The sequence below is a fragment of the Ruegeria sp. genome (genome assembly GCF_040830605.1).
In the GTDB taxonomy this organism is placed as follows: Bacteria; Pseudomonadota; Alphaproteobacteria; order Rhodobacterales; family Rhodobacteraceae; genus Ruegeria.
The window spans coordinates 82,091-108,935 of sequence record NZ_JBFOMD010000005.1 but is presented as its reverse complement, the minus strand read 5'-3'; the positions used below and the strand labels follow the sequence as shown (position 1 = coordinate 108,935).

Below are 26,845 nucleotides of genomic sequence, written 5' to 3'. Positions count from 1 at the left end.
CGCCGTCGTCGCCGCCATCGTCGCCGCCATCATCGCCGCCATCATCGCCGCCGTCGTCGCCGCCATCATCGCCGCCGTCGCCGCCATCATCGCCGCCATCATCGCCGCCGTCGTCGTCCCGACCGATGTCTTCTCTGTCATCATCGTCGCTGCGATCAGAATCGTCGGATGGGTCCGACACCGATGCCGTTGGAAAATCCGTCAGCACCGCAGCAAAACCCGGACAAGTCAGCGTGGTTCGCGCAAGGATGTCCTCGAAATCGGACCGGCGCTGCAAATAGCGCAGCATGCGGGCCTCGACGACACGACATGAACACAAGGTTTCAGTGGATACAGATTTGCGAGCTGTTTTGTATGTGCATTTCCCACCTGCCGCGTATCCCCCAGAAGCGACCAGCGATAAAGCAGTAGATGCAAATACTACTGAAAGAAAACGTGCCTTCGCACTCATAATGACTACTCCAAAAAAAAGTACTAGTGACCCAAGGTCAGCTAACCTTACCTGCTTGCCTTAAACTCGTCAATTTTGTTTCAAACTTTTGCCGTTTACTTCCGAAACTAATCAGTTGAAATTTTGGAATTCACTATCCTTTACGGAGAAAGCCACAAGGAATTAAGTGCTTGTGCGACATCAATAGGCCCAAAATCGCCGTTCACAAAATGTGACAGTTTATTGAGGCGCTGACACAAAGCGGGAGACCATCCCGCTTGGATGTTTTTTGTTTATTTGCAATCTCTTAGGCGCTCTTTGCCATGCGTTTACGCTCGTGTGGATCAAGGTAGCGCTTGCGCAGGCGGATGGCGTTTGGCGTGACTTCGACCAGTTCGTCATCGTCGATATAAGCGATCGCTTCTTCCAGCGAAAACTGCACATGTGGGGTGAGTCGCACAGCATCGTCCGAGCCAGAAGCGCGCACGTTGGTCAGCTTTTTGCCCTTGAGCGGATTGACCTCAAGATCGTTATCCCGGGAGTGTTCGCCGATGACCATGCCCTGATAAACATCCGTCTGGGGGCCCAGGAACATGCGCCCGCGCTCTTCGAGGTTCCACAGCGCATAGGCCACGGCCTGACCGTTCTCCATCGAGATCAGGACGCCCGCGCGGCGGCCCGGGATTGGGCCCTTGTGCGGTGACCAGCCGTGGAACACCCGGTTCAGTACGCCGGTGCCGCGGGTGTCGGTCAGGAACTCGCCGTGATAGCCGATCAGCCCGCGCGACGGCACATGGGCGATGATCCGGGTCTTGCCCGCGCCTGCCGGGCGCATCTCGACCAACTCGCCTTTGCGCGCGCCGGTGACCTTTTCGATCACCGCGCCGGAGTATTCGTCATCGACGTCGATAGTGACCTCCTCAACGGGCTCCAGCCGCTGGTCGTTTTCCTCGCGAAACAGAACCTGCGGGCGCGAGATGCTTAGTTCGAACCCTTCACGCCGCATGTTCTCGATCAGCACGCCCATCTGCAATTCGCCCCGGCCTGCGACCTCGAAGGCCTCGCCGCCGGGGGTGTCGCTGATGCGGATGGCCACGTTCGACTCGGCCTCTTTCATCAGCCGGTCGCGGATCACGCGGCTCTGCACCTTCTTGCCGTCGCGGCCTGCCAGCGGTGAGTCGTTGATGCCGAAGGTCACGGTGATGGTGGGCGGGTCGATAGGCTGAGCGGGCAGGGCCTCATTCACCTGCGGATCGACCAGCGAATCCGCGACGGTGGCCTTGCTCATGCCCGCGATGGTGACGATGTCGCCCGCCTCGGCCACGTCGATGGACTGCTGGCTGAGGCCCCGAAAGGCGAGGATCTTGCTGGCGCGGAAACTCTCGATCACCGTGCCATCCCGCGACAGGGCCTTGAGCGCGGCGCCCGCTTTGAGCGTGCCACTCTCCACCCGGCCGGTCAGGATGCGGCCGATGAACGGGTCGCTGCCCAGCGTGGTGGCGAGCATGCGGAACGGTTCATCCTTGTGGGCGGTCTGTTTAGGGGCAGGGACGTGATCCACGATCAGATCGAAAAGCGCCGAAAGGTCCTTTCGCGGCCCGTCCAACTCCATATCTGCCCAGCCCGACCGGCCCGAGGCATACATGGCCGGGAAGTCCAACTGATCATCATCGGCGCCCAGATTGGCGAAGAGATCGAAACACTCGTCCAGCGCGCGGTCGGGCTCGGCATCCGGCTTGTCGACCTTGTTCAGCACCACGATGGGGCGCAGGCCCAGCGCCAGCGCTTTGGAGGTGACGAACTTGGTCTGCGGCATCGGGCCCTCGGCGGCGTCCACCAACAGTACCACGCCGTCTACCATCGACAGAATCCGCTCAACCTCGCCGCCGAAATCGGCGTGGCCGGGGGTGTCGACGATATTGATGCGGGTGCCGTTCCATTCGACCGATGTCGCCTTGGCCAGAATGGTGATGCCGCGCTCACGCTCAAGATCGTTGCTGTCCATGGCACGCTCGGCCACGGCCTGATTTTCCCGGAACGCGCCGGATTGTTTCAGCAGCTCATCGACCAGCGTTGTCTTGCCGTGGTCCACGTGAGCGATGATTGCAATGTTGCGCAGGTCCATGAGAGGTCAGCCTTTGAACGGGAAGTTGGGGCGCGCATAACGCGGTGCGGAAAAAGATGCCAGCCCTAACGCGCGTTCAATGCCCGGCGGTCCGCGAAAACAGGTGAATGACCAGAATTCCGGTGATGATCAGCCCCAGACCGGTCACGGCGGGCCAATCCAGCCGTTGACCAAAGACGATAAAACCGATGATTGCAATCAGCACGATCCCGAGGCCCGACCAGATCGCATAGACCACGCCAACCGGCATGACCCTGAGCGTCATGGACAGAAAATAGAAGGCGCTGCCATATGCCACCACAACGAGAACCGAGGGCCACAGCCGAGTGAACTGCTGGCTGGCCTGCAGTGCCGTGGTACCGATGGTTTCCGCGATAACCGCAATCAGAAGGATGAAATAAGCCTGAGGCACGGGAGCGGCTCCTGATGTTGGGGCTGATTTTGACGCGAGCATGAGCACGTTTTTCGCTGGCCGGGCAAGAAAAAAGACAGATCGTAATCTTATCTTCATCAAAACCACAGACTGGCCAGTCATGGTGAAAAGTCAGGTAAACCTGACTATGTCGGCGACAGAGGAGTTGTTAGTATGCACTCGTTTTTCATGACTGACTTTAAAGAGTATTCAGAATGACACCGTTTGCGAAAACCATCATTTTGACATCTGCCATTATCGTGGTGCTTGGGTGGCTTGTTGGAGGGGGCTCCGTTGAAAGCGACGCCGCGCAGACCGGAAGTCAATACCAGATGATCCGGGTCTGACACCGAGCCGACAGAATGGCAAAAAAGGGGGCCGCTGGCCCCCTTTTTCTGTTGCATCGGTGTTTTGGGGTCAGCGTTGCAGCCCCAACCGGTCAAAACAATCTTCAAGTTGTGGCAGAAGCCAGGTCCATAGGCCGGGCGCCCCAAGGCTGACCGGCTTGCCGACGCGGCTTTCCATCTGGCCAAGGCTGACCTGATAATCGACCCATGTGCCGCCGCCATTGGCGAGATTGGCAATCGGGGTCTGCACTCGGTCGATGGTCTTGCCAAAGATCGCGTCGGCGCTTTCCGCAGCTTCGAATTCACGCCAGAGGGACAGAAACTCGCGATGCTGCGCCCCAGGCAGCAAGCCGAACAGCCGCTCTGCAGCAGCCTCTTCCTTGGCGGCCTGGGCGGCGTGGTCGACCTGACCGTGGATCGGGTTGTCGCCGGCGTCGATCTCGACAATGTCGTGCAGAAGCAGCATTTGGATAACGCGGTCAATGCGAACCTCATGCGCGGCCTGATCCGCCAGGACCCAAGCGTAAAGCATAATGTGCCACGAATGCTCTGCCGAGTTCTCGACGCGCGAATTGTCCAACAGGCGGGAGGCGCGGTTGACGGTTTTAAGCCGGTCGGCTTCGGTCAGAAAGGGCAGGCGGGCGGTGAAGGCGTTGGCGCCTGTCGCAGAGGTCTCTCCCAACAGCACCCGTGCATGGGTATATGCGGCGGGGAATTCCTGTTGCAGATAGGCGGCACGGCCTCCATTCAGGTTGTCGCGCACGACCTCGACGTGATCCGGACGCGGGGTTTCGGCGCAAAGCACCTGAAAGATCGGCTGGCAGCGATCCAGACGTTTGGCATAGCGGGCATCTGGGGTCTCGTCGGCCTCGAACTCCGTCCAGAGTGCCAGAAATTCGGCGCCCTGATCCGGGGGCAGCAGGCCGAACAGATTACGCGCCGCGGCCTGTTCGGCGCGGGCAACGGCATCCCAGTCGGTCTCTTCGTGGATCGGATGATCGCCGACCTCGATTTCGACCAGATCGTGCAGAAGCAGCATTTTGATGGCACGGTCCACCGACACGTTAGGCTCGGCCAGAGGCGCAAAGACCAGCGCCCAGAGCGCCAGATGCCAGCTGTGTTCGGCAGAGTTTTCGGGCCGCGACAGATCGAGCAGGACATTGGCCCGATCGACGCTTTTCAACCTGTCCGCCTGTTTCAGAAACGCGATCTGGGCGGAGAGGCGGTCGCTCACTGCTTTTCTTTCGTCTTGGCACCTTCGCGGAATTCGCTGAGCTTGCCGATCAGGAACTTGCGCGCGGTGCGTTCGGCCAGACGCACGCGGACCTCGGTCAGATAGGCCTCTTCCAGCGATTGCGAGGCGGCGGCCAGAACCTCGCCCACTTCGACAAATAGCCGGTCCTGGCCGGTTTCTTCCATCACCTTCAACGTGTCCTCGGCCAATTTGCCGGCAAGGGTGTCGAGCGTGTTGGACATTAGCGGGTATTCTCCGTCAGGCGACGCTTCACATATTCGGTGGTGTGGTCGATCAGCGTGTCCATGTGAGAGTCCTGAAAGAAGTGATCGGCCCCTTCCACCTCGGTATGGGTGATCGTGATCCCCTTTTGCTCATGCAGCTTGTTGACCAGCGCGGTGGTATCCGTGGGCGGCGCCACCCGGTCGGACGAGCCGTTGATGATCAGACCCGACGAGGGGCAGGGGGCCAGGAAGGAAAAGTCGTACATGTTGGCGGGCGGCGAGACCGAGATGAAGCCGGTTATTTCGGGCCGGCGCATTAGCAGCTGCATGCCGATCCAGGCACCAAAGGAAAAGCCCGCGACCCAGCAATGCTTGGAATTGTTGTTCATCGACTGCAGATAGTCGAGCGCGGATGCCGCATCGCTCAGCTCGCCCACGCCCTGATCGTATTCGCCCTGGCTGCGGCCGACGCCACGGAAATTAAAGCGCAGAACCGTAAAGCCCATGTTGTAAAAGGCATAATGCAGGTTGTAGACCACCTTGTTGTTCATGGTGCCGCCAAACTGCGGGTGCGGATGAAGCACGATGGCGATCGGTGCGTCTTTTTCCTTTTGCGGGTGGTAGCGGCCTTCCAGGCGGCCTTCGGGTCCGGGAAAAATCACCTCGGGCATGTGTGCTTTGGTCCTGTCTCTTCTTTCGCGGTACCGGGATATTCTTGACGGTATCCCTCGGGTACCTTAGAACGGTTCTAAGTGAAAGGCGCGCCGGATGGTCACGCTGTCAGTGGGAGATACGCACTGGTGGCGATGAGGTCAATCATTTCGCGCAAATGCGACTTTTGAGGGTGCAAGGATGAAGCTGTCGACCAAGGGCCGATACGCGATGGTGGCGCTGGCGGATATCGCGTTGCAGCCAGCGGACACGCTGGTGACATTGGGCGAGATTTCCGAGCGTCAGGACATCTCTCTTCCCTATCTCGAACAGCTTTTTGTGAAACTGCGCCGGGCCGAGTTGGTGTCGTCGGTGCGCGGCCCAGGCGGCGGCTACCGACTGGCGCGCCCGGCTTCCGAGATTCGCGTGGTCGAGGTGCTGGCAGCCGTGGATGAGACGGTGGATGCCATGCATAAGGGAGCAGGAGCGTCCGGTGCCTCCTCAGGCAGTCAGGCGCAGTCTCTGACCAACCGGCTGTGGGAGAGCCTGTCCGCCCATGTCTACGTGTTTTTGCACCAGACCCGTTTATCGGACGTGATCAAGAACGATCTGGCACCATGCCCGGCGGTGCCCAGCCTTTTCGCTGTCGTGGATGACTAATTGTGGGAAGCCTGACTTTGGTCAATGCGCCGGGATTTGACGTGCTGAAAAAGATGCATCCATGAAACGTGTTTACCTCGATCATAACGCCACCACGCCCCTGCGCCCCGAGGCGCGCGACGCGATGATCGCGGCGATGGATGTTTGCGGCAATCCGTCCTCGGTCCATGCCGAGGGACGGGCGGCCAAGGGGGTGGTCGAAAAGGCGCGGGCACAGGTGGCCTCTGCTTTTGGTGCGGATGGGGCGGATATCGTCTTTACCTCCGGTTCCACCGAAGGTGCTGCGCTGGCACTGGCTGGGCGTGGAATGCACGGCGCGGCAGTTGAGCATGATGCGGTAAGAGCTTGGATTTCTGAGGATTTACCTGTTTCCATGGCCGGGCAGGTAACTGTCGCAGACCCGGTACAAACTGCGCTGCAACTGGCGAATTCGGAAACCGGTATCGTGCAGCACCTGCCGCAGGGCATCGCGGTCACCGACGCCACTCAGGCCTTTGGCAAATTGCCAGTTGCGTTCAACTGGATGGGCGCACAGATGGTGTTGGTTTCGGCGCACAAGCTGGGCGGACCCAAGGGCATTGGTGCGCTGGTGATGAAACGGGGCACCGATCTGCCCGCACAGATCAAGGGTGGTGGGCAGGAAATGGGCCGCCGTTCGGGCACCGAAAACGTGATTGGAATAGCCGGGTTCGGCGCCGCTTCCGAGGCTGCGGCCCGCGATCTGGCGGACGGTATCTGGGATCGAGTTGCGGAACTTAGAAATATTCTAGAAAAGGCCCTTGAGGCCGGCGCTAAATCTACTATTTTTGTCGGGAAAGATCAGGACCGTCTCCCGAACACGTTGTGTTTTGCAACGCCCGGATGGAAGGGCGAAACGCAGGTGATGCAGATGGATCTGGCGGGCTTTGCGATCAGCGCAGGCAGCGCCTGTTCCAGCGGCAAGGTCCGGGCCAGCTCTGTGCTGCGCGCGATGGGATATGACGAGGCAACCGCAGCCAGTGCGATCCGCGTGTCGCTTGGGCCTCGGACAACGGAAGAAGATGTGCTGCGCTTTGCGGATGCGTGGCTGGAAAAAGAGAAAAAGCATCGCGCGCGGGCCGCGTGATCTGACGGAGGATGTCATGGCCGCTTTGGACCAGACTCAGGTAAAAGAAGGCGTCGATCAGGAGACCGTGGACGCGGTGCGCGAGGTCGGGGGTGCCTACAAATACGGCTGGGAAACCGATATCGAGATGGAATACGCCCCCAAAGGGCTGACCCCGGATATCGTCCGGCTGATCTCCGAAAAGAACGACGAACCTGAGTGGATGACCGATTGGCGGCTGCAGGCGTATGACCGCTGGCTGCAAAAGGAAGAGCCCGACTGGGCCATGGTCGACTACCCTGAAATCGACTTTCAAGACCAGTATTACTATGCCCGGCCCAAGTCGATGGAGGTCAAGCCGAAGTCGCTGGACGAGGTCGACCCCAAACTGCTGGCCACTTACGAAAAGCTGGGCATCCCGCTTAAAGAACAGATGATTCTGGCAGGCGTTGAGGGCGCTGAAGCTGCACCTGCCGAAGGCCGTAAGGTTGCCGTGGATGCAGTGTTCGACTCGGTTTCGGTCGGGACCACCTTTCAGGCTGAACTTAAGAAGGCCGGGGTGATTTTCTGCTCGATTTCCGAGGCGATCCGCGAGCACCCCGAACTGGTGAAGAAATACTTGGGCTCGGTCGTGCCGGTCTCGGACAATTTTTATGCCACGCTAAACAGCGCTGTGTTCTCGGACGGCTCTTTCGTTTATGTGCCGCCCGGCGTGCGCTGCCCGATGGAGCTGAGCACCTATTTCCGCATAAACGCCGAAAACACCGGCCAGTTCGAACGCACGCTGATCATCGCCGACAAGGGCTCCTATGTCTCCTATCTGGAAGGCTGCACCGCACCGCAGCGCGACACGTCACAACTGCATGCCGCCGTGGTCGAGATCATCGTCGAGGAAGATGCCGAGGTGAAATACTCGACCGTTCAGAACTGGTATCCGGGCGATGAGAACGGCAAGGGTGGCATCTACAACTTCGTCACCAAGCGCGCCGATTGCCGGGGCGACCGGGCCAAAGTGATGTGGACGCAGGTGGAAACGGGCTCGGCGGTGACCTGGAAATACCCGTCCTGCATCCTGCGCGGCGATGACAGCCAGGGCGAGTTCTACTCAATCGCCATCACCAACAACTACCAGCAGGCTGATACCGGCACCAAGATGGTGCATCTGGGCAAGAACACCAAGTCGCGCATCGTGTCCAAGGGTATCAGTGCGGGCAAGGCGCAGAACACCTATCGCGGGTTGGTGTCGATGCACCCCAAGGCGAAGAACTCGCGCAACTACACCCAGTGTGACTCGCTGCTGATCGGCGACAAATGCGGGGCGCATACGGTGCCTTACATAGAGGTGCGCAACAATTCCTCGCGCTGCGAGCATGAGGCGACCACGTCCAAGGTGGATGAGGATCAACTCTTCTACTGCCGCCAGCGCGGCATGGACGAGGAAGAAGCGGTGGCGCTGGTTGTGAACGGCTTCTGTAAGGACGTGCTGCAGGCGCTGCCGATGGAGTTCGCGATGGAGGCGCAGCAACTGGTGGCGATCTCGCTGGAGGGGAGCGTCGGCTGACCTATGGGACAAGTCGATTTTCAGGCGAGGCTGCAACGCACAAGTGCAGGGCAGCCCTCCACTGTGGCGCCCGAGACGGTCGGCCTGGAGAGCCGCACACCATGAACAAAAAAGCAAGCGACGTCATCCCCTACGTGCTGCCTGTCCTCGGCGGGCTCATCGGCATTTTTTATGTGAACTTCAGGGAAACGAGTTTTCTGAATCCGATGTTGGCGGTGGCTGTGGGTGTCTTCCTCGGATGGGGCGCGGCGCAGCTTCTTCGCAGGCTCATGAGATAGAGGCGCCATCTGCGCTCGGGCACAAAGGAAAACATCAGATGATCGTCACAACCACCCCCTCAGTCGAAGGCCGACAGATCGTGGAATACCACGGCATCGTCGTGGGTGAAGCAATCATGGGTGCCAATGTCGTGCGCGATTTCTTTGCCTCGATTACCGATGTGGTGGGGGGCCGTTCGGGCGCTTATGAAAGCAAGTTGCAGGACGCGCGCGAGACTGCGCTGCACGAGTTGGAAATGCGCGCCGCCAACAAGGGTGCGGACGCCGTCGTCGGCGTCGATCTGGATTACGAAGTTGTAGGTGAAAGCATGCTGATGGTTTCGGCCAGCGGCACAGCGGTCAGCCTGAGATAGGAACATGCCGGGGCGAGATGCCTCGAACGATATGCGAAGGACGAAAACATGCTGGAAATCAAAAACCTGCACGTCAAACTTGAGGAAGAGGAAAAGGAAATCCTCAAAGGCGTCGATCTGACCGTCGAGGCGGGCAAGGTGCATGCGATCATGGGGCCGAACGGGTCGGGCAAGTCGACACTGTCCTATGTGCTCTCGGGCCGGGATGGTTACGAGGTGAGCGAAGGCTCGGCGTCGCTGTCCGGCGAAGATCTGCTGGAGCTCGAACCCGAGGAGCGCGCCGCCGCTGGTCTATTCCTCGCATTCCAGTACCCGGTCGAGATCCCCGGCGTCGGCAACATGACCTTTCTGCGCACTGCCGTGAATGCCCAGCGCAAGGCGCGCGGCGAGGATGAACTCAGCGCCGCTGACTTCCTGAAACTCGTCCGTGCCAAGGCGAAGGAGCTGAAGATCGACGCTGATATGCTCAAGCGCCCCGTGAACGTCGGCTTCTCGGGCGGTGAGAAAAAGCGCAATGAAATTCTGCAAATGGCGATACTCGAGCCGCGGATGTGCATTCTGGATGAGACCGACTCGGGCCTTGATGTGGATGCAATGAAGTTGGTGGCCGGAGGCGTTAACGCGCTGCGCGACGAAGGGCGGGGTTTCCTTGTCATCACCCATTACCAGCGCCTGCTGGATCACATCAAACCGGATGTGGTGCACATCATGGCCGATGGCCGCATCGTCAAGACCGGCGGTGCCGATCTGGCGCTTGAGGTCGAAAACAACGGCTACGCCGATATTCTGGCCGAGGTGAACTGATGGCGCTGCCCGAACTGAAACAGACCGCAACCGAGGCGCGGCTCTCCGTGATGGAGATGCCCACCGCAGGCTGCACGAAGCCCGCGCGCGAGGCCGCCTTGGCCCGGGTGCGCGAGATGGGCCTGCCGTCACGCCGCGACGAGTATTGGAAGTATACCCGCCCTGACACGCTGGTTGAGCCGCAGGCAATCCGAGCAGCGGTATTCGAGCATGACGAAAAGCCGATGTTCGACGGGCAGGACCGTCTGCGCATCGTCTTTGTCGACGGAGTGTTCGATGCCGAAGCCTCGGACGATCTGAGCCTCGAAGGTGTCAAGATCGACCGGCTTGAAGATATCTGTTGCAAGGACATTCACTGGGCCAAGGATCTCTACGGCGAGCTTGAGGCGCGGGGACACACGCCTGTGCACCGTCCGCTCGCGGCGCTGAACACCGCCTTTGCCGCCGATGGCGTGGCCATTCAGGTGACCGGCAAACCATCGAAGCCGATCAATCTGGTCTACATCCACAACTCCGAGAATTCCGATGCCATCCTGCACCATGTAGTGCGCGTGGAAGAAGGGGCCGAGGTTACCCTTCTGGAAAACGGCCCCGCTGCGTCGCGCTTTAACAAGTGCATGGAGATCGACATCGCCGATGGCGGCACGCTGCACCATGTGCGGGCGCAAGGGCGCGACCATGAACGCCGCGCCGCGACCCATATGTTCACGCGGCTGGGGGAGCGGTCGGTCTACAAATCATTTACGCTCACGGTGAACGGCGTGCTGACCCGCAATGAGCAGGTGATCGAGCTGACCGGCGACGACGCGGTGGCCCATGTCGCGGGTGCTTGCGTGGGCGACGGTGACTTCCACCATGACGATACGGTTTTTGTCACTCATGACGCGGTGAATTGCGAAAGCCGTCAGGTGTTCAAGAAAGTGCTGCGCAACGGGGCCACCGGCGTGTTTCAGGGCAAGATTCTGGTGAAGGAAGGCGCCCAGAAAACCGACGGCTATCAGATCAGCCAGTCGCTGCTTCTGGACGAAGACAGCCAATTCCTCGCCAAGCCCGAGCTTGAGATCTATGCCGACGATGTGGCCTGTTCGCACGGCTCCACCTCGGGCGCGATCGACGAGACCGCGCTGTTTTACCTGCGCTCACGCGGGGTGTCGGAGAAGGACGCCACGAACATGCTGACCCTGGCCTTTCTGGCCGAGGCCGTGGACGAGATCGAGGACGAGGCTCTGGCCGAGGATATCGTCGAGCGGCTCGAAGGCTGGTTGACGCGGCGCAGCTGATGCCGGTCACCACCGATATTGCGGCCACTTACCGCGGCCCCGGGCGTGTCATTCGCCGGTTGCTGGACATGGGCCAGCGCGAGGATCGGGCTTTGGCCATCCTGATGGCCGCCTGCGCGCTGGTCTTCGTGGCCCAAATGCCGCGTCTGGCGCGCGAGGCGCATCTGACCGGGCAGGAGCTGAACATGCTGCTGGGCGGTGCACTGCTGGGTTGGCTGATCATCGCGCCGCTCCTCCTTTATGGCATCGCAGCACTCAGCCATCTGCTGGCCCGGCTGGTCGGGGGCAGGGGAGATTGGTACGGGGCCCGGCTGGCGCTGTTCTGGTCATTGCTGGCTTCAAGCCCGGCGCTGCTTCTGCACGGGCTGGTGGCTGGCTTCGTCGGCCCCGGACCAGCCCTGCAGGGGGTTGGCATTTTGTGGCTGGTGGTGTTTGGGTGGTTCTGGCTTTCCGGCCTGAGGCAAGCAGAAAGGCCCACCGCATGAACTCAACCGCCTATTGGCGCGATCTGGTCGTCACCACGGTCACCGACCCGGCCGAGGCCGCACGCCAGTTGATGGCGCTGGGGCTGGGCCGAGACGTGCTGTGGCTGGCGCTGGCGCTGGCGGTGGTACTGAACACCACCATCCAGGCGGCATCGAATGTTCTGTTTACCACCATCGATCCGGCCTTTCAGGGTATCGCGCTGTCGTTGGTGACCTATGCGGCCATTGTCGGTGGCGGGCTGATCCTGACCATCTTCACCATCTTCCACATCGGTCGGATGATGGGAGGGCAGGGCGCATTCGAGGATGTCATGGTGCTGATGGTCTGGATGCAGTTCCTGCGGGTTCTGGTGCAGGCGGCCGGTGTGATCCTGTTGCTGACGGTGCCGTTTCTGTCGGTCCTGCTGGCCCTGGTTGCGTTTCTGATCGGCGTCTACATCTTTGTCCACTTCATCGATCAGGCGCATCGATTGGGCTCACCCGGGCGGGCGGCAGGGGTCCTGATCGCCTCGATCGTTGCGATCGCCATCGTGTCATTCATCCTTTTGTCCCTCGTCGGAGGGCCGATACCGGGAACCTTGCCAAATGTATGATGTTCAGAAAATCCGCGGCGACTTTCCCATTCTGTCGCGCGAAGTGAACGGCAAGCCGCTGACCTATCTCGACAATGGCGCCTCGGCTCAGAAACCGCAGGCAGTGATCGACGCTGTGACCCGGGCCTATGCCGAGGAATACGCCAATGTTCATCGGGGCCTGCATTTCCTGTCGAACCTCGCCACCGAGAAATACGAGGCCGTACGCGGCACCATCGCCCGGTTCCTGAACGCAGGTAGCGAGGATGAGATCGTCCTGAACTCGGGCACCACCGAGGGCATCAATCTGGTCGCCTATGGTTGGGCCATGCCGCGGCTGGAGGCCGGGGACGAAATCGTGCTGAGCGTGATGGAGCATCACGCCAACGTCGTGCCCTGGCATTTCCTGCGCGAGCGGCAGGGTGTGGTGCTGAAATGGGTGGACACCGATCCCGACGGCGGGTTGAACCCGCAGGCGGTGCTCGACGCCATCGGGCCCAAAACCAAGCTGGTCGCCATCACTCAATGCTCAAACGTCTTGGGCACCGTGGTGGACGTCAAGGCGATCACCCGTGGCGCACACGATCTGGGCGTGCCGGTGCTGGTCGATGGCAGCCAAGGCGCGGTGCACATGCCGGTGGACGTGCGCGACATCGGCTGTGATTTCTACGCGATCACCGGGCACAAGCTCTATGGCCCCTCCGCATCCGGCGCGATCTACATCCGCTCTGAGCGCATGGCCGAGATGCGCCCGTTCATCGGGGGCGGCGACATGATCAAGGAGGTCTCGAAGGATCAGGTGATCTACAACGACCCGCCGATGAAGTTCGAGGCCGGAACCCCCGGTATCGTACAGACCATCGGGCTGGGCGTCGCGCTGGAGTACATGATGGATCTGGGGATGGAGAACGTGGCCGCGCACGAGGCCGGTCTGCGCGACTATGCCATGCAGCGGTTCTCAGGGCTCAACTGGCTACAGGTGCAGGGCACGCGGCCTGACAAGGCGGCGATCTTCAGCTTCACGCTCGACGGTGCGGCCCATGCCCATGACATCTCGACCATCCTCGACAAAAAGGGCGTGGCGGTGCGCGCTGGTCACCACTGTGCCGGGCCGCTGATGGATCACCTTGGCATGACCGCCACCTGCCGCGCCAGCTTTGGCCTCTACAACACGCAAGGCGAAGTAGACACCCTGATCGACGCGCTGGAACTGGCGCATGAGCTTTTTGCCTGACCCGTAGCGGGATCGTCTTGTCACGGCGCCTTTTCTCAGGTCGATGGGCGGGGAAAAGAGCCGTTGCCGGTGCTGGCCAGCCGCAGTTCAGGTCAAAAATACAAAGTGTTCTTAGGAAGATGGCGCACCTGAGAGGATTCGAACCTCTGGCCTCTGCCTTCGGAGGGCAGCGCTCTATCCAGCTGAGCTACAGGTGCCTGGGCCGTTAGCTATCCTTCTTCCGTTCGGGGCGCAACTGCAAATTGCTTGCTTTCGGCGCCCCGGCAGGTCGAAAAAGAAAACCCCCGTGCAGGTTTACGCGGGGGTGGTCACAAACGTCAGAAAGGCCGGTTTAACGGCCCCAGGAGCGGATGACGCCGCAATCCATATGCACGAAATTCGACCGCGAATAGCGGCCTACGCCCCCGGCGCGGCAGGATTGCGCCGCCCGTGCCACCTGGCTGACCGAGCGCGATGCAAGGCGCAGATCAGCGGCCTGGCCTTTCATGTGAAGAGAGTTCTTGGCCACCCCGCGCGAGCGCGAACGCAGCATTGCGTTGGTTCCGGGGCTGCGATAGCCGGACAACAACATGTAGGGTTCGTTGACATCCAGAAGATTGTGCGCCGCTGCCATGATGTCGATGGTGCGCAGGTCGATGGCTTTGACCTGATCCGTGCGCCAGTCACGCATGAAGTGATTGACCTCTTTGACGGCGTCCTTGATATATTTTCCGTCCACCCAATATATCATATCCAAACGCTCACCGGTGCGACCGGAATACATGCGGATGCGGCGGATATCCCCGCCCCCCCGCAAGAAGCCTGCTGCGTTCGAATATGAGGGTGCTGCCACGATTGCGGTTGCTGCAAACGCACCTAACAGGGCACGCCGGGTCAAGCCCGTTGAGCTGATTTTTGTCATTTACTGCGTCGTCCCGTACTACGATCCTGCCTGCGCACGATGTTACGTGCACTGTGTTAACAGTTCATTCCATCCCCAGATGCGAAATGTATGCCACAGGCGGATTCGCAGGCCAAGACTTGTTTGGTTCAGAGATATCCAAGGGGAATTTTCGGCGGGTTTTTGCCCATACCAGAAGGGCTGCCACAGGCCTGCCACAATTCACCCGCGCCCAGCGGTCCCGATCCGATGCAAACGCGCATCACGCCGGGATTCTTGCTGTCAAGTGATGCATTTGTGAATAGACATTTTCCCCGTAAATTTTGGAAACTTGGTGGACTAAAATCAGATCGTTCCATTTGTATGACCAAGGTTACCCTCATGTTCACTCTTGTTCGGCAACGTACCGCTTATGCTCTGACAGCTTTTCTGGCAGCGTCAGGTGCGTTCTTACCAGTGCCCGCGACGGCTCAGATCACGGCGTTCAAACAGGCCGTTGCCGAGGCCGCTGCGTCCAATGACGGCGTGGCCACCTATTACCGCGAAGCCAACTATGAGCCGATCTGGACAGGTGAGGGGGATGTGTATCGCGCCCGCCGCGCGGCGCTGATCGACGCGTTGTCGCGTGCGGACCTGCACGGGCTGCCATCCGGCATCTATCGCGTTGACGAATTGATGCGCCAGATGGAGGAGGCGCGGACGGTTCGGGATCTGGGCATGGTCGAAGCGGCGCTGAGCAATGTGTTCATCAGCTATGCCAATGATCTGCAATCGGGCTTGCTGACACCGGCGCGCATCGACAGCGGGTTGGTGCGCCAGGTCGAACGTCGCCCGGCTGAGGATTATCTCTCCGAATTCGCGGGGGCCAATCCGCGCGGCTATCTGGCAGCGCTGGCGCCGAACTCGACTCAGTACCAGGCGCTATTGAAGCAAAAGATGACCCTTGAGCGGCTGTTGAATGCGGGCGGCTGGGGTGAGGCCGTGCCCGTGACCAAGCTTGAGCCGGGCGATACCGGGCCTGCGGTCCTTGCGCTGCGCAATAGGCTGGTCGCCATGGGGTATATGAAACCCACTGCGAGCGGTCGGTTTGACGACGCGCTGCGCGCCGGTGTGTTGGCGTTTCAGACGGATCATGGGCTGGAAGCCGATGGTGTTGCCGGCAAAGGCACCATAACCGAGCTCAACAAGTCCGTCGCCGACCGGCTGAAATCGGTTGTCGTGGCGATGGAGCGGGAACGCTGGTTGCCGCAGGAACGCGGCGGGCGGCACATTCTGGTGAACCAGACCGATTTCTCGGCCAAGATCGTGGACCAGGGCCGCATCAGCTTTGAAACCCGCGCCGTCATTGGCAAAAACGTGCATGACCGCCGCAGCCCTGAGTTCTCGGACCAGATGGAGCATATGGTGATCAATCCGAGCTGGTATGTGCCGCGCTCGATCATCACCAAGGAATATCTGCCAAAACTTGCCGCGAATCCAAATGCGGTCAGCCATCTTGAAATCACCGACCGGCGTGGACGGCGGGTGAACCGCGGGGCCGTGGATTTCAGCCAGTTCAGCGCGCGCAGCTTCCCGTTTGCGATGCGTCAACCTCCTGGCAAGCGGAACGCGCTGGGGCTAGTGAAGTTCATGTTTCCCAACAAGTACAACATCTACCTGCACGACACGCCGCAGAAGAGCCTATTCTCGCGTGAGGTGCGGGCGTTCTCGCATGGCTGTATCCGTCTGGCGGACCCGTTCGATTTTGCCTATGCGCTGCTGGCCCGGCAGGAGGAAAACCCCAAGGCGTTCTTCCACCGCATGTTGAACACCGGCAAGGAAACCAAGGTGGTTCTGGACCAGCCGGTACCGGTGCATCTGATCTACCGCACGGCCTTCATCGGCCCGCGCGGCGCGGTGCAGTACCGCCGCGACGTCTATGGCCGTGACAAGAAGATCTGGGAGGCTCTGAACAAGGCGGGGGTGGCCCTGCCTGCGGTTCAGGGGTAAGCACGGGGCCAGATCCTCTGACAGGGAGCCCCGATAATGCAGTTTACCGTCCAACAGATCGCCGAGGCCCTTGGGGCCGAGGCTGAGGGCAATACCGATCTGACAATCCTGCGCGCGGCCGAGCCGGGCAATGCCGGGCGGACTGATCTGGCGCTGGCCATGTCTCCCAAATATGCCGAGGCACTTGGGGCGGGGCAGGCGCGCGCGGCGATATTGTGGCCCGGGGCGGATTGGCAGGCGTTGGGACTTGAGGCGGCTATATTTGCCCCGCGCCCACGCATGGCCATGGCCGGTGTGACAGTAATGCTGGATCGGGGGCAAGGGGTGCAGCCCGGTATTCACCCGTCGGCGGTCGTTGATCCCACGGCGGAGATTGGTAGCGATGTTTCCATAGGACCGTTGGCGGTTGTTGGCGCGCGGGCTCGAGTCGGAGCCGGCTCGGTCATCGGTCCGAATTGCGTCATCGGCATGGATGCGACGCTGGGTGAGGGCGCTCTGCTGCGCGAGATGGTCAGCATCGGCGCCCGGGCGGTGATCGGCGATCGCTTCATCGCCCAGCCCGGCGCGCGGATCGGCAGCGATGGGTTCAGCTTTGTCACACCCGAGGTGTCGGGCGTCGAGAACGTGCGCAAGACTATGGGCGATCAGGGCGATGCCAGGGCCCAGAACTGGCTGCGCATCCATTCGCTGGGTGCGGTCGAGATCGGCGACGATGTCGAGGTTGGCGCCAACAGTACCGTCGACAACGGGACCATCCGCAACACAAGGATTGGCCACGGCTCGAAACTGGATAACCTCGTGCATGTGGGCCACAACACGCGGGTCGGCAATGACTGCCTGCTGTGCGGTCAGACCGGCGTGTCCGGCTCGGTCGAGATCGGCAACAACGTGGTACTGGGTGGGCAGACCGGCGTGGCCGACAACATCTTCATCGGCGACGGGGTGATTGCGGCCGGCGGCACCAAGATTCTGTCCAACGTGCCCAAGGGACGGGTGGTCATGGGCTATCCGGCGATCAAGATGGAGACCCATACCGAGATCTACAAGGCACAGCGCCGCCTGCCGCGTCTGGCCCGTGACGTAGAGACGCTGAAAAAGGCGGTTTCCAAACAGTCACCGAGCGATTAAATCAGCCCCAAGGCGATAATCAGAGGATTGACATGAGCATCAGCGACCGCGTGATCGCGATCATTGCAGAGCAGGCCGTGCTGGAACCATCGGACGTGACACCCGAAAGCACGCTTGAGGATCTGGGTATCGACAGTCTGGGCCTTGTTGAAAGCATCTTTGCCATCGAAGAAGAGTTCGACATCTCGATCCCCTTTAACGCCAACGAACCCACGGCCAGCGATTTCGACATCTCGAACGTGGCAGCCATCATTGCGGGCATCGAAAAGCTCGTTTCGGAAAAGGCCTGACGCGCGACCATGAAACGGGTCGTAATCACCGGTGCGGGCACCATCAACTCTCTGGGACACTCAGTACCTGACACGCTTGAGGCGATGCGCGAAGGGCACTGTGGGATCGGCGAGCTGGATTTTCGCGATGTCGAGCGGCTGTCGATCAAGATCGGTGGCCAAGTGCGCGGGTTCGAGGCCGAAGGACGTTTCAACCGCCAGCAGATGACGCTCTATGACCGGTTCACCCAGTTCACGCTGACCGCCACCAAAGAGGCCATCGAACAGTCGGGGATCGAGTTCCACGGCGATCTTGCGGCCCGTTCGGGCGTGGTGCTGGGCACTGCCGGAGGTGGGGTCAGCACCTGGGACGACAACTACCGCTCGGTCTACGAGGACGGAAAGAACCGGGTGCACCCGTTTGTAGTGCCCAAGCTGATGAACAACGCGGCCGCCAGCCACGTGTCGATGGAATACAACCTCAAAGGCCCGAGTTTCACCGTCTCGACCGCATGCGCCTCGTCCAACCATGCGATGGCACTGGCGTTTCAGATGGTGCGCAGCGGCGCCGCCCCGGCAATGGTGACCGGCGGCTCGGAGTCGATGCTGTGTTTCGGCGGGGTCAAGGCCTGGGAAGGACTGCGGGTCATGTCCAAGGACGCCTGCCGCCCGTTCAGTGCCAACCGCAACGGCATGGTGCAGGGCGAGGGCGCAGGGATCTTTGTGTTCGAGGATTATGACCACGCCCGCGCCCGTGGTGCCGAAATCCTGTGTGAGGTGGTGGGCTTTGCCATGTCCTCGGACGCTGCCGATATCGTGATGCCCAGCAAACAGGGCGCGGCGCGTGCGATGTCCGGAGCGCTGACGGACGCGCGCATCGACGCCAGCGAAGTGCGCTACATCAACGCCCACGGAACCGGCACGGCGGCCAATGACAAGACCGAATGTGCCGCCGTGGCTGATGTGTTCGGGCCGCATGCGGACGATCTGATGATCTCGTCCACCAAATCCATGCATGGCCACCTGATCGGAGGCACCGGCGCGGTCGAGCTACTGGCCTGCATCATGGCCCTGCGCGACGGCATCATCGCCCCGACCATCGGTTATGAAGAGCCCGACCCGGAATGCGCGCTGGACGTGGTCCCGAACGAGGCGCGGGAGGCCGAGGTCAACGTGGCTCTCTCGAACGCCTTTGCGTTTGGCGGGCTGAACGCGGTTCTGGCCCTGCGCCGGGTTTGAGGGCACCCCAATTAAAAAAGGCCGCCAGCGCTGATGCGCGGCGGCCTTTTTATTTGATTGGCTGGCTCAGTTGCTGACCACGTCCACCACGTTATACCCAGCGGTAAAGCCTTTGAGCGACATTTTCAGCGTGATCACCTGATCCGGCGCGGGTGCCGGCACCAACGAGATGGTGGCTTCGGTACCCTTTTTCATCGCATTGATGTCTTCCTGGGTCAGGCCGATCTGCGCAATACAACCGACCGGCGCACAATAGGAGTAGTTGTAGCGTTTGCCCGGGCCGCCATCGACCGAGATCGTGAGCTGTGCGGGCAGCAGTGTTTCAAGCGGCACAATCACGGTGGCGCCCGCCACAGCAACCTGACGCCCCTCTAGCCGGAACATCGAGAACTCGGCCATCGGGTTGCCCTCAGGGCCGTTCAGAATCTGCAGAAGGGAGCAAGGGTCCTCATCGGACTGCGTCTTGACGCAGGCCAGGTCCCAATCGCCGTGCTTTTCCCTGGAATAACGCTGACCCACGGGCGTCTCGCCATCCTGAACGGGCTGGCCGAGATCGAGAACTTCACTGGCGCCGGCGGATTGTCCGTCGGTTGATTGTTCAGTCGCATCGGTGCTGTCGGTCGGTGCCGCGGCCTCTTGTGCGAAAGACGCATGGGACCATGCGGTCAGGGCCAGGACACACACTGGGAGGGGGTTCTTGAACATGATTGCCTCTTCGGGATCGGGACTGCTCTTTGGCACCGTCTAGCACGGCTGCACAAAGGTGTCAGGCGCTATCGTTCGGTGGATCGTCAATTTGATCGGATATCCGCCGCAAGGCACCGCCAAACGCGGCCTCGGTCAAGGCTTTGGCGACCGGAGTTGCAGCCGAAGTGTCAACGTAAAAGGGAGCCGAATGACGGCTCCCCTTCAGAAATGTATCTCCCCGTCGGACTGGCCGACTTAGTTATGCGGCAGACGTTACGAAAGGGGGGGCCATGGGTCAACCGTTAAGCCAATTTTTTTTGTCAACCAGAGGTAAAGTCACGGAAAATACGTTTCGAGGTGGCGCGTGTCCGGAAAAAAGCCGTGCCCGAAGGCACGGCCAGTCTAACAGGGAGGAAGTCTGTCCCCCTCACAGCACCTGAGCAAGGAAGGACAAAAACACTATCGCAGCCAAAGGTTAACTTTGTATGGTCTGGGTGGATCGCTAAAACTTGAGGCATAACTTCAATGGATGAAAAGATTTTCCTGGGCGGCGGTGGGCCGGATTATGGTGTGCAACAGGGGCTGGCCCTGAAATACGCGAACCGGCACGGCCTGATCGCGGGGGCCACGGGCACGGGCAAGACAGTGACTTTGCAGATCCTGGCCGAGGGATTTTCCAAGGCGGGCGTGCCGGTTTTCATGGCCGACGTGAAGGGCGACCTGTCCGGATTGGCGAAGGCGGGATCGCCCGAGCACAAACTTCACAATGCGTTTACCGAGCGGGCGCAGAAAATCGGGTTTGACGATTTCGCTTACGGTGCGTGCCCGGTGACCTTCTGGGATCTGTTCGGAGATCAGGGGCATCCCGTGCGTACCACGGTCACCGAAATGGGGCCGTTGCTGCTGTCGCGCCTGCTGGAACTGTCCGAGGCGCAGGAGGGTATCCTGAACATCGCCTTTCGTCTGGCCGATGAAGAGGGGATGGGGCTGCTGGATCTCAAGGACTTGCAGGCGCTGTTGGTCTGGATTGGCGAGAACCGTGCCGATCTGGCGCTGCGCTATGGCAATATCTCACCCGCATCGGTCGGCGCAATCCAGCGACGGCTGCTGGTGCTGGAAAACCAGGGCGGCACACGGCTGTTTGGCGAGCCCGCTCTGGAACTGTCGGACCTGATGCGCACCGAGGCCGACGGGCGCGGTGTCGTGAACATTCTTGCGTCGGACAAGCTGATGGCGGCGCCCCGGCTCTATGCGACTTTCCTCCTGTGGCTACTCAGCGAGTTGTTCGAGGAACTGCCTGAGGTGGGCGATCCGGATAAACCCAAACTCGTGTTCTTCTTTGATGAGGCCCATCTGCTGTTCGAGGACGCCCCCAAGGTGTTGGTGGACAAGGTCGAGCAGGTGGCCCGCCTGATCCGGTCAAAGGGGGTTGGGGTCTATTTCATAACCCAGAACCCCGCGGACGTGCCCGAGGATATCCTGGGCCAGCTTGGCAACCGGGTACAGCACGCGTTGCGCGCGTTTACCGCCCGGGACCGCAAGAACCTGCGGATGGCGGCGGAAACCTATCGCGAAAACCCGGCCTTCGATACTGAAGAGGCGATCCGCGAGGTCGGGGTGGGCGAGGCCGTCACCTCGATGCTGCAGAAAAAGGGTGTGCCGGGCATCGTGGAGCGCACGTTGATCCGCCCACCGGGTTCACAACTCGGGCCGATCACCGCGCAGGAGCGCAAGGCTGTGATCGCCGCATCCTCCATGGCCGGAAAATACGATACCGTGGTCGATCGGCGTTCGGCCTACGAGGTTCTGGCCCAACGGGCCGAGCAGGCGGCACAGGCGGCGGAAAAGGCAGAAGCGGATGAGGTGGTTGAGGCCCAGTCGCCTGCAGATCGGGAATATTCCTCGGCCCGGCGGTTCACGGGAAGCAGGGTAGGACGCTCAACAGCGCGGCGCAGCCGCAAACGGGATACCTTTGCCACCGCAATGACCGCTGCCGTAATCAAGGAATTGAAGGGCACGACCGGACGCCGGATTGTGCGCGGGATATTGGGTGGGTTGTTTCGTAACCGATAAAGACAGGTGCACCGACCGGATGTTGTTCCGGCCGGTGCCAATACGCTCACCTGGAGTGGGATCAGGTGGCCCGGCGGCGGCCTTCCGCTTTGCAAACCTTGTCCGCGGCGCGGCTGGTCATGCTTTCAGGATGCGCGATGGCTTCGTCCCAAAGCGTCGTGTCGGAGGTGTAGAGCTGGCAGGTGACCGTGCCCTGAGGGGTTTCGACATTTACCGGCGTTGTTGCCAGGTTTTCGCGCGTTGGGATGGCGCAGCCTGAAAGCGTGGCCGCAGAGATCACGATGAGAGTGGATTTGGAAAAAAAGGTCATGAGTGGCCTATTTTGTTACAGGGTTACCAGAGACGATCGTTACAATGCGGCAGAACCATATCGACAGATGTGCCGGACGCTGTGCCTTATAGCTTCAAAACCGCAAAAGTCGTTTAAATTTTCTGCGATCAGCAATCAAGAAGCCGCGCCGGATTTGTGGGCGCGGCTTCAGCATTAGCTCCGATCCAGGTTCAGTGCTCCGGAATCAAACCTCGTGGGCTGAAGCGGAGAACCAGCAGCAGCACCAGCCCCATGGTCAGCAGACGCATATGGGCGGCGCTGTCGATCAGGTGCTCTTTGAGGGCGCTGCCATCGGCCATGCCGGATGTGATGACCTGCATCAGCCACAGCCCGATGGGCTCGACCTGTACCCAGAGGAACCAGATCAGCATCGCGCCCAGAACGGCGCCGAAATTGTTGCCCGATCCGCCCACGATCACCATTACCCAGATCAGGAAGGTGAAGCGCAGCGGCTGGTAAGTGCCTGGAGTCAATTGCCCGTCCAGCGTCGTCATCATCGCCCCGGCAATACCGCAGATGGCCGAGCCCAGAACGAAGATCTGCAGGTGGCGGCGGGTGACGTCCTTGCCCATCGCCTCAGCAGCCACCTCGTTGTCACGGATCGCGCGCATCATGCGGCCCCAGGGGCTTTTGAGCGCCATCTGCGCCATCCAGAGCAGCACCAATAGCACGATGAGGAACAGCACCGAATAGCCCAGCTTGACATAGAGGGTCGAGGCGGTGACCGGGTCGAGGCCCAGACCGCTTGCCCGTTCGACAAAGCTTGGATCGTTCTGCAGGTCGATCTCGTATGGTACCGGACGGGGCAGGCCGATCACGTTCTTGACCCCACGCGCCAGCCAGTCTTCGTTCTTGAGCACGGCGATGATGATCTCGGCAATCCCCAGCGTGGCGATGGCCAGATAGTCCGAGCGCAGCCCCAATGCCGTCTTGCCGATCAGCCACGCAGCGCCCGCGGCCAGCAGACCGCCTGCGGGCCAGGCCAGCAGCACCGGCAGGCTCAGCCCGCCGATATTGCCTGCGGCGGCGGGGTTGATCGCCTCGACGGCGGCCACGTTCGGATCGAACACGCCACGATACAGGACGAACCCGCCGATCATGATCGCAATCAACACCAGCATCCGGGTGCGCCCCTTGGGCATCTTCTTGGTCACGAACACGGCGGCCACGACGGTCGCGGCCCCCATCAGCAGCGCCAGCACGATACCGAACCCTCCCGCGCCCCACGCGCCCGCGGTCGGAGCGGCCGCGACCAGCACCACCGCCAGCCCGCCAAGCGCGACAAAGCCCATGACGCCCACGTTGAACAGCCCGGCAAACCCCCATTGCAGGTTCACGCCAATGGCCATGATCGCCGAGATCAGCCCCATGTTCAGGATCAAGATGGCCGAGTTCCAGCTTTGCATGAACGCGGTCAACAGGATCAGACCACCGACGAGCAGAAAGAGAAGAGTATTTTTCACCGGCTCGCTCATACCGCTTTCCCCTTAAAGAGCCCGGTGGGCTTGTACAGAAGCACGATCAGCAGGATCACGAAGCTGACGGCGAATTTGTAATCGGTGCTGAGCAGTTGCACGAGGCCCGACGGCGCCAGCGCGTCCGGCAGCACATAGGTCAGCACCTTCTTCCAGGCATAGGTGATCGTCACCTCGGAGAACGCAATGATGAACCCGCCCGCGATGGCACCCAGCGGATTGCCCAGACCGCCCACGATGGCCGAGGCAAAGATCGGCAGCAGCAACTGGAAATAGACGAAGGGCTTGAAGCTCTTGTCGAGCCCGTAAAGTACCCCGGCGGTGGTCGCCAGCGCTGCCACGATCAGCCACGTATACATCACCACCCGTTCCGGGTTGATGCCCGAAAGCAGTGCCAGATCCTCGTTGTCCGAGTAAGCCCGCATGGATTTTCCGGTGCGGGTCTTATTGAGGAACCAGAACAACAGTGCAACGGCAATCACCGCAACAACCACGGTCAGGCCTTGCGTTGTCTTGATCGCCAACCCTTCTCGCAGGCCGGTCATCTCTTTGAAATCGCGCGCCGAAATCAGAAAGCGTTCGCCGTCAGCGAACCTCTGGTCGTTCGGACCGATGATGAACCGCACGAGGCCGTTCATGATGAACATCACGCCCATCGACACGATCACGAGGATCACGGGTTTGGCCTTCTGTTCTCGGTAGAAATGATAGACCAGCCGGTCTGTGATCAGCACAAGCGCCATGCAGCCGAGGATGGCAACCGGCAGGGCCAGCAAGGCGGTGGGAAGCGGGCCAAGCCCGACACCCATGCTTTGCAGCCACCAGGTAACCAGAACGGCGATCATCGCACCAAAGGCCATGGTATCGCCATGGGCGAAATTCGAAAACCGCAGGATGCCATAGATCAGCGTTACTCCCAGCGCGCCGAGGGCCAACTGGCTGCCATAGGCAATGGCGGGAACCAGAACGAAGTTGGAAAGCGCCACGATGGCGTTGAGGAAGTCCATCAATTTTCCCTCTCACAATTACCAAATGTGGCCGTTGATATTGGTGCTCCGTCGGACGCCTGAGAGTGCTCACTAATTATTAATGACCCATCCTCGTAGATTGTAACCAATCCCGTAAGCCCAGTAACTGCACCGTTGATCAGCCAATCACGCCGCTTAGCCTGATCTTGAGTCAGTTCTTCTAAATCGACGAGAAAGCTCCTCGCTTCTATTCGACCTTGTCCTGGCAACCGGTCGAAAATCCGCAATTTGGCTGTCAAAATCACACATTCTTCGTCCTTGGTACATGCCATGGAAGTCGTACAATCAAATTTTTCGGCATTTCCAGCGTTAGCAGCGACCGACAAGAGACCCATAAATAGGAGGCGTAGGTTGAACGGATTCAACATCTTTCATCACCCTCCCAAGAACGACTTACGCACTTCCGGATCGGCCAACAGCTCTTTGCCGGTGCCGGTATAGGCATTCCGACCCTGAACCAGAACATATCCCTTGTCCGCGATCTCGAGCGCCTGCCGCGCGTTCTGCTCGACCATCAGGATCGGCAGGCCGGTGCGGGATACGTCGATGATGCGGTCGAACAACTCGTCCATGACAATGGGCGACACGCCTGCGGTGGGCTCATCCAGCATCAGCACCTTGGGCTTGGTCATCAGCGCCCGGCCAACGGCGACTTGCTGGCGTTGGCCGCCCGACAGCTCTCCGGCCGCCTGATCGCGCTTGTCTTTCAGGATCGGGAACAGTTCGAACACCTGCTCCATCGTATCCGAAAAGTCGTCGGTGCGGATGAAGGCGCCCATCTCGAGGTTCTCTTCCACCGTCATCGAGGTGAAGATGTTCGAGGTTTGGGGCACGAACCCCATGCCCTTGACGACCCGATCCTGAGGGCTGAGCTTGGTGATGTCCTCTCCGTCCAGACGCACCGAGCCGGAGCGGACGTCGAGCATCCCGAACACCGCCTTCATCGCGGTGGACTTTCCGGCACCGTTTGGGCCGACGATGACGGCGATCTCGCCCTTGTCCACAGCGATGGTGCAATCGTGCAGGATGTCGGGGCCCTTGCCGTAGCCGCCGGTCATGGTGTCGCCGACCAGGAACGGCCCGCCGCCGACAAAGTGGGTTTCGCCGCTTTCACGATGGGCCGGGGTCATGGTGCCAATTCCTGCAGTGTTGGTAATCGTGGCATCCTTGTTGCCGTGGTCATCGTGATAGGGGTTGTAGCCTGAGCCGGGGGTCATTGCTGCGCCTCCAGCTGATCCTTGTTTTTCAGACCGGTGCCCAGATAGGCCTCGATCACATGCTCGTTGGCCTTGATCTCGTCCAGCGTGCCCTCGGCCAGCACCTTGCCCTCGGCCATGCAGATCACCGGATCACACAGGCGTCCGATGAAATCCATGTCATGCTCGATAACGACAAAGGTATAGCCACGCTCCTTGTTCAGCCGGATGATCGCATCGCCGATGGTATTCAGAAGCGTTCGGTTCACGCCGGCGCCGACCTCATCCAGAAACACGATCTGGGCGTCCACCATCATGGTGCGGCCCAGCTCCAAAAGCTTCTTCTGCCCGCCCGAGACCTGACCCGCCTTGTGATCAGCCAGATGTTCGATGGTCAGGAACTCCAGGACTTCGTCCGCCTTCGCCTTGAGCGCGCGTTCCTCATCAGCGATCCGCTTGCGCCCGAACCAGGTATTCCACAGCGATTCCCCCGATTGTGCGCCCGGCACCATCATCAGGTTTTCGCGGCAGCTCATTGACGAGAACTCATGCGCGATCTGGAAGGTGCGCAACAGTCCCTTGTGGAACAGCTCATGCGGCGGCAGGCCAGTGATTTCTTCATTCGCCATGGTGACGCGGCCCGACGTTGGTGGCAGAACACCCGCGATCACGTTGAAAAGAGTGGTCTTTCCCGCTCCGTTGGGGCCAATCAGCCCGGTGATGGAGCCTTTGGTGATCTCCAGCGACGCGCCGTCCACCGCGTGGAAACCGCCGAAATGCTTATGCACGTCCTCAACGACGATCATGTGTTCCCCC

Annotated in this window: 29 protein-coding genes and 1 tRNA gene; 16 read left to right on the top strand and 14 right to left on the bottom strand. The window is 60.5% G+C overall.

The window, feature by feature from the left end:
- The coding region (locus AB3N21_RS10475; RefSeq protein WP_367935186.1) for a hypothetical protein at positions 1–313 on the top strand (313 nt) is incomplete at its 5' end.
- 424 nt (positions 314–737) lie between these two features.
- Here the strand turns inward: AB3N21_RS10475 and typA are convergent.
- The 5 genes from typA to AB3N21_RS10450 form a co-directional block, all read right to left on the bottom strand.
- A complete protein-coding gene (typA, locus tag AB3N21_RS10470; RefSeq protein WP_367935185.1) occupies positions 738–2,555 on the bottom strand; it encodes a translational GTPase TypA in 1,818 nt (605 codons plus the stop codon).
- Positions 2,556–2,631: 76 nt separating this feature from the next.
- Complete coding sequence (locus AB3N21_RS10465; protein ID WP_367935184.1) at positions 2,632–2,967, bottom strand: multidrug efflux SMR transporter; 336 nt, start codon at positions 2,965–2,967, stop codon at positions 2,632–2,634.
- Positions 2,968–3,384: 417 nt separating this feature from the next.
- Positions 3,385–4,548, bottom strand: a complete 1,164-nt coding sequence (locus tag AB3N21_RS10460; RefSeq protein WP_367935183.1) for an HD domain-containing protein — start codon at positions 4,546–4,548, stop codon at positions 3,385–3,387.
- Positions 4,545–4,790, bottom strand: coding sequence for a hypothetical protein (locus AB3N21_RS10455; protein ID WP_171176458.1), 246 nt, complete (start codon positions 4,788–4,790; stop codon positions 4,545–4,547). The genes AB3N21_RS10460 and AB3N21_RS10455 overlap by 4 nt, the downstream gene beginning before the upstream one ends.
- On the bottom strand, positions 4,790–5,443 hold the full coding sequence (locus tag AB3N21_RS10450) for an alpha/beta hydrolase (protein WP_171176460.1): 654 nt from the start codon (positions 5,441–5,443) through the stop codon (positions 4,790–4,792). Before AB3N21_RS10450 ends, AB3N21_RS10455 begins: the two co-directional genes overlap by 1 nt.
- Before the next feature lie 181 nt (positions 5,444–5,624).
- Between AB3N21_RS10450 and AB3N21_RS10445 the strand changes: the two genes are divergently transcribed.
- The 10 genes from AB3N21_RS10445 (at position 5,625) to AB3N21_RS10400 (ending at position 13,734) form a co-directional block, all read left to right on the top strand.
- Positions 5,625–6,083, top strand: a complete 459-nt coding sequence (locus AB3N21_RS10445; protein WP_367935182.1) for an Rrf2 family transcriptional regulator — start codon at positions 5,625–5,627, stop codon at positions 6,081–6,083.
- 61 nt (positions 6,084–6,144) lie between these two features.
- Positions 6,145–7,188 carry a cysteine desulfurase family protein gene (locus AB3N21_RS10440; RefSeq protein WP_367935181.1) on the top strand — a complete coding sequence of 348 codons (1,044 nt, stop codon included), beginning with the start codon at positions 6,145–6,147 and terminating at the stop codon, positions 7,186–7,188.
- A gap of 16 nt (positions 7,189–7,204) precedes the next feature.
- Positions 7,205–8,728, top strand: coding sequence for a Fe-S cluster assembly protein SufB (gene sufB / locus AB3N21_RS10435; RefSeq protein ID WP_367935180.1), 1,524 nt, complete (start codon positions 7,205–7,207; stop codon positions 8,726–8,728).
- Positions 8,729–8,829: 101 nt separating this feature from the next.
- The gene (locus AB3N21_RS10430; RefSeq protein WP_367935179.1) at positions 8,830–9,006 is read left to right on the top strand and encodes a hypothetical protein; all 177 of its coding nucleotides are present in this window, start codon (positions 8,830–8,832) and stop codon (positions 9,004–9,006) included.
- Positions 9,007–9,044: 38 nt separating this feature from the next.
- A complete protein-coding gene (locus AB3N21_RS10425; protein WP_367935178.1) occupies positions 9,045–9,359 on the top strand; it encodes a heavy metal-binding domain-containing protein in 315 nt (104 codons plus the stop codon).
- Between the two features lie 48 nt (positions 9,360–9,407).
- The gene (gene sufC / locus AB3N21_RS10420; RefSeq protein ID WP_367935177.1) at positions 9,408–10,163 is read left to right on the top strand and encodes a Fe-S cluster assembly ATPase SufC; all 756 of its coding nucleotides are present in this window, start codon (positions 9,408–9,410) and stop codon (positions 10,161–10,163) included.
- A complete protein-coding gene (sufD, locus tag AB3N21_RS10415; protein ID WP_367935176.1) occupies positions 10,163–11,443 on the top strand; it encodes a Fe-S cluster assembly protein SufD in 1,281 nt (426 codons plus the stop codon). Before sufC ends, sufD begins: the two co-directional genes overlap by 1 nt.
- Positions 11,443–11,928 (top strand): YIP1 family protein, encoded by a 486-nt coding sequence (locus AB3N21_RS10410; protein WP_367935175.1) that lies wholly within the window; start codon positions 11,443–11,445, stop codon positions 11,926–11,928. The genes sufD and AB3N21_RS10410 overlap by 1 nt, the downstream gene beginning before the upstream one ends.
- Complete coding sequence (locus AB3N21_RS10405; RefSeq protein WP_367935174.1) at positions 11,925–12,521, top strand: Yip1 family protein; 597 nt, start codon at positions 11,925–11,927, stop codon at positions 12,519–12,521. Before AB3N21_RS10410 ends, AB3N21_RS10405 begins: the two co-directional genes overlap by 4 nt.
- Entirely contained in the window at positions 12,514–13,734 is a 1,221-nt protein-coding gene (locus tag AB3N21_RS10400; protein WP_367935173.1) for a cysteine desulfurase, read from the top strand. The genes AB3N21_RS10405 and AB3N21_RS10400 overlap by 8 nt, the downstream gene beginning before the upstream one ends.
- A gap of 120 nt (positions 13,735–13,854) precedes the next feature.
- Here the strand turns inward: AB3N21_RS10400 and AB3N21_RS10395 are convergent.
- Both AB3N21_RS10395 and AB3N21_RS10390 read right to left on the bottom strand, forming a co-directional pair.
- Positions 13,855–13,931, bottom strand: a tRNA-Arg gene (locus tag AB3N21_RS10395).
- Between the two features lie 134 nt (positions 13,932–14,065).
- Positions 14,066–14,635, bottom strand: a complete 570-nt coding sequence (locus AB3N21_RS10390) for a YcbK family protein (RefSeq protein ID WP_367935172.1) — start codon at positions 14,633–14,635, stop codon at positions 14,066–14,068.
- Between the two features lie 360 nt (positions 14,636–14,995).
- Here AB3N21_RS10390 and AB3N21_RS10385 point away from each other — a divergent pair, with 360 nt between their 5' ends.
- Genes AB3N21_RS10385 through AB3N21_RS10370 form a run of 4 tightly spaced genes read left to right on the top strand, consistent with a single transcriptional unit; the run spans position 14,996 to position 19,239 of the window.
- Positions 14,996–16,603 carry a murein L,D-transpeptidase gene (locus AB3N21_RS10385; protein ID WP_367935171.1) on the top strand — a complete coding sequence of 536 codons (1,608 nt, stop codon included), beginning with the start codon at positions 14,996–14,998 and terminating at the stop codon, positions 16,601–16,603.
- 36 nt (positions 16,604–16,639) lie between these two features.
- A complete protein-coding gene (gene lpxD, locus AB3N21_RS10380; RefSeq protein ID WP_367935170.1) occupies positions 16,640–17,731 on the top strand; it encodes a UDP-3-O-(3-hydroxymyristoyl)glucosamine N-acyltransferase in 1,092 nt (363 codons plus the stop codon).
- 32 nt (positions 17,732–17,763) lie between these two features.
- The gene (locus AB3N21_RS10375; RefSeq protein WP_171176490.1) at positions 17,764–18,021 is read left to right on the top strand and encodes an acyl carrier protein; all 258 of its coding nucleotides are present in this window, start codon (positions 17,764–17,766) and stop codon (positions 18,019–18,021) included.
- Between the two features lie 9 nt (positions 18,022–18,030).
- The gene (locus AB3N21_RS10370; RefSeq protein ID WP_367935169.1) at positions 18,031–19,239 is read left to right on the top strand and encodes a beta-ketoacyl synthase; all 1,209 of its coding nucleotides are present in this window, start codon (positions 18,031–18,033) and stop codon (positions 19,237–19,239) included.
- A 66-nt stretch (positions 19,240–19,305) separates the two neighbouring features.
- On the opposite strand, the gene AB3N21_RS10365 is transcribed toward AB3N21_RS10370, so the two are convergent.
- Positions 19,306–19,944, bottom strand: a complete 639-nt coding sequence (locus AB3N21_RS10365; RefSeq protein ID WP_367935168.1) for an invasion associated locus B family protein — start codon at positions 19,942–19,944, stop codon at positions 19,306–19,308.
- Positions 19,945–20,451: 507 nt separating this feature from the next.
- Between AB3N21_RS10365 and AB3N21_RS10360 the strand changes: the two genes are divergently transcribed.
- The gene (locus AB3N21_RS10360) at positions 20,452–21,999 is read left to right on the top strand and encodes a helicase HerA-like domain-containing protein (protein ID WP_367935167.1); all 1,548 of its coding nucleotides are present in this window, start codon (positions 20,452–20,454) and stop codon (positions 21,997–21,999) included.
- Between the two features lie 61 nt (positions 22,000–22,060).
- Here AB3N21_RS10360 and AB3N21_RS10355 read toward each other — a convergent pair whose 3' ends face one another.
- From AB3N21_RS10355 to AB3N21_RS10330, 6 genes are all read right to left on the bottom strand, one after another.
- A complete protein-coding gene (locus AB3N21_RS10355; RefSeq protein WP_367935166.1) occupies positions 22,061–22,309 on the bottom strand; it encodes a hypothetical protein in 249 nt (82 codons plus the stop codon).
- Positions 22,310–22,500: 191 nt separating this feature from the next.
- Positions 22,501–23,805 carry a branched-chain amino acid ABC transporter permease gene (locus AB3N21_RS10350; RefSeq protein WP_367935165.1) on the bottom strand — a complete coding sequence of 435 codons (1,305 nt, stop codon included), beginning with the start codon at positions 23,803–23,805 and terminating at the stop codon, positions 22,501–22,503.
- A complete protein-coding gene (locus tag AB3N21_RS10345) occupies positions 23,802–24,812 on the bottom strand; it encodes a branched-chain amino acid ABC transporter permease (RefSeq protein WP_171176502.1) in 1,011 nt (336 codons plus the stop codon). The genes AB3N21_RS10350 and AB3N21_RS10345 overlap by 4 nt, the downstream gene beginning before the upstream one ends.
- Positions 24,812–25,201, bottom strand: a complete 390-nt coding sequence (locus tag AB3N21_RS10340) for a hypothetical protein (protein WP_367935164.1) — start codon at positions 25,199–25,201, stop codon at positions 24,812–24,814. The genes AB3N21_RS10345 and AB3N21_RS10340 overlap by 1 nt, the downstream gene beginning before the upstream one ends.
- A gap of 6 nt (positions 25,202–25,207) precedes the next feature.
- Positions 25,208–26,050 carry an ABC transporter ATP-binding protein gene (locus tag AB3N21_RS10335; protein ID WP_367935163.1) on the bottom strand — a complete coding sequence of 281 codons (843 nt, stop codon included), beginning with the start codon at positions 26,048–26,050 and terminating at the stop codon, positions 25,208–25,210.
- Positions 26,047–26,835, bottom strand: coding sequence for an ABC transporter ATP-binding protein (locus AB3N21_RS10330; RefSeq protein WP_367935162.1), 789 nt, complete (start codon positions 26,833–26,835; stop codon positions 26,047–26,049). The genes AB3N21_RS10335 and AB3N21_RS10330 overlap by 4 nt, the downstream gene beginning before the upstream one ends.
- Positions 26,836–26,845: the final 10 nt, after the last annotated feature.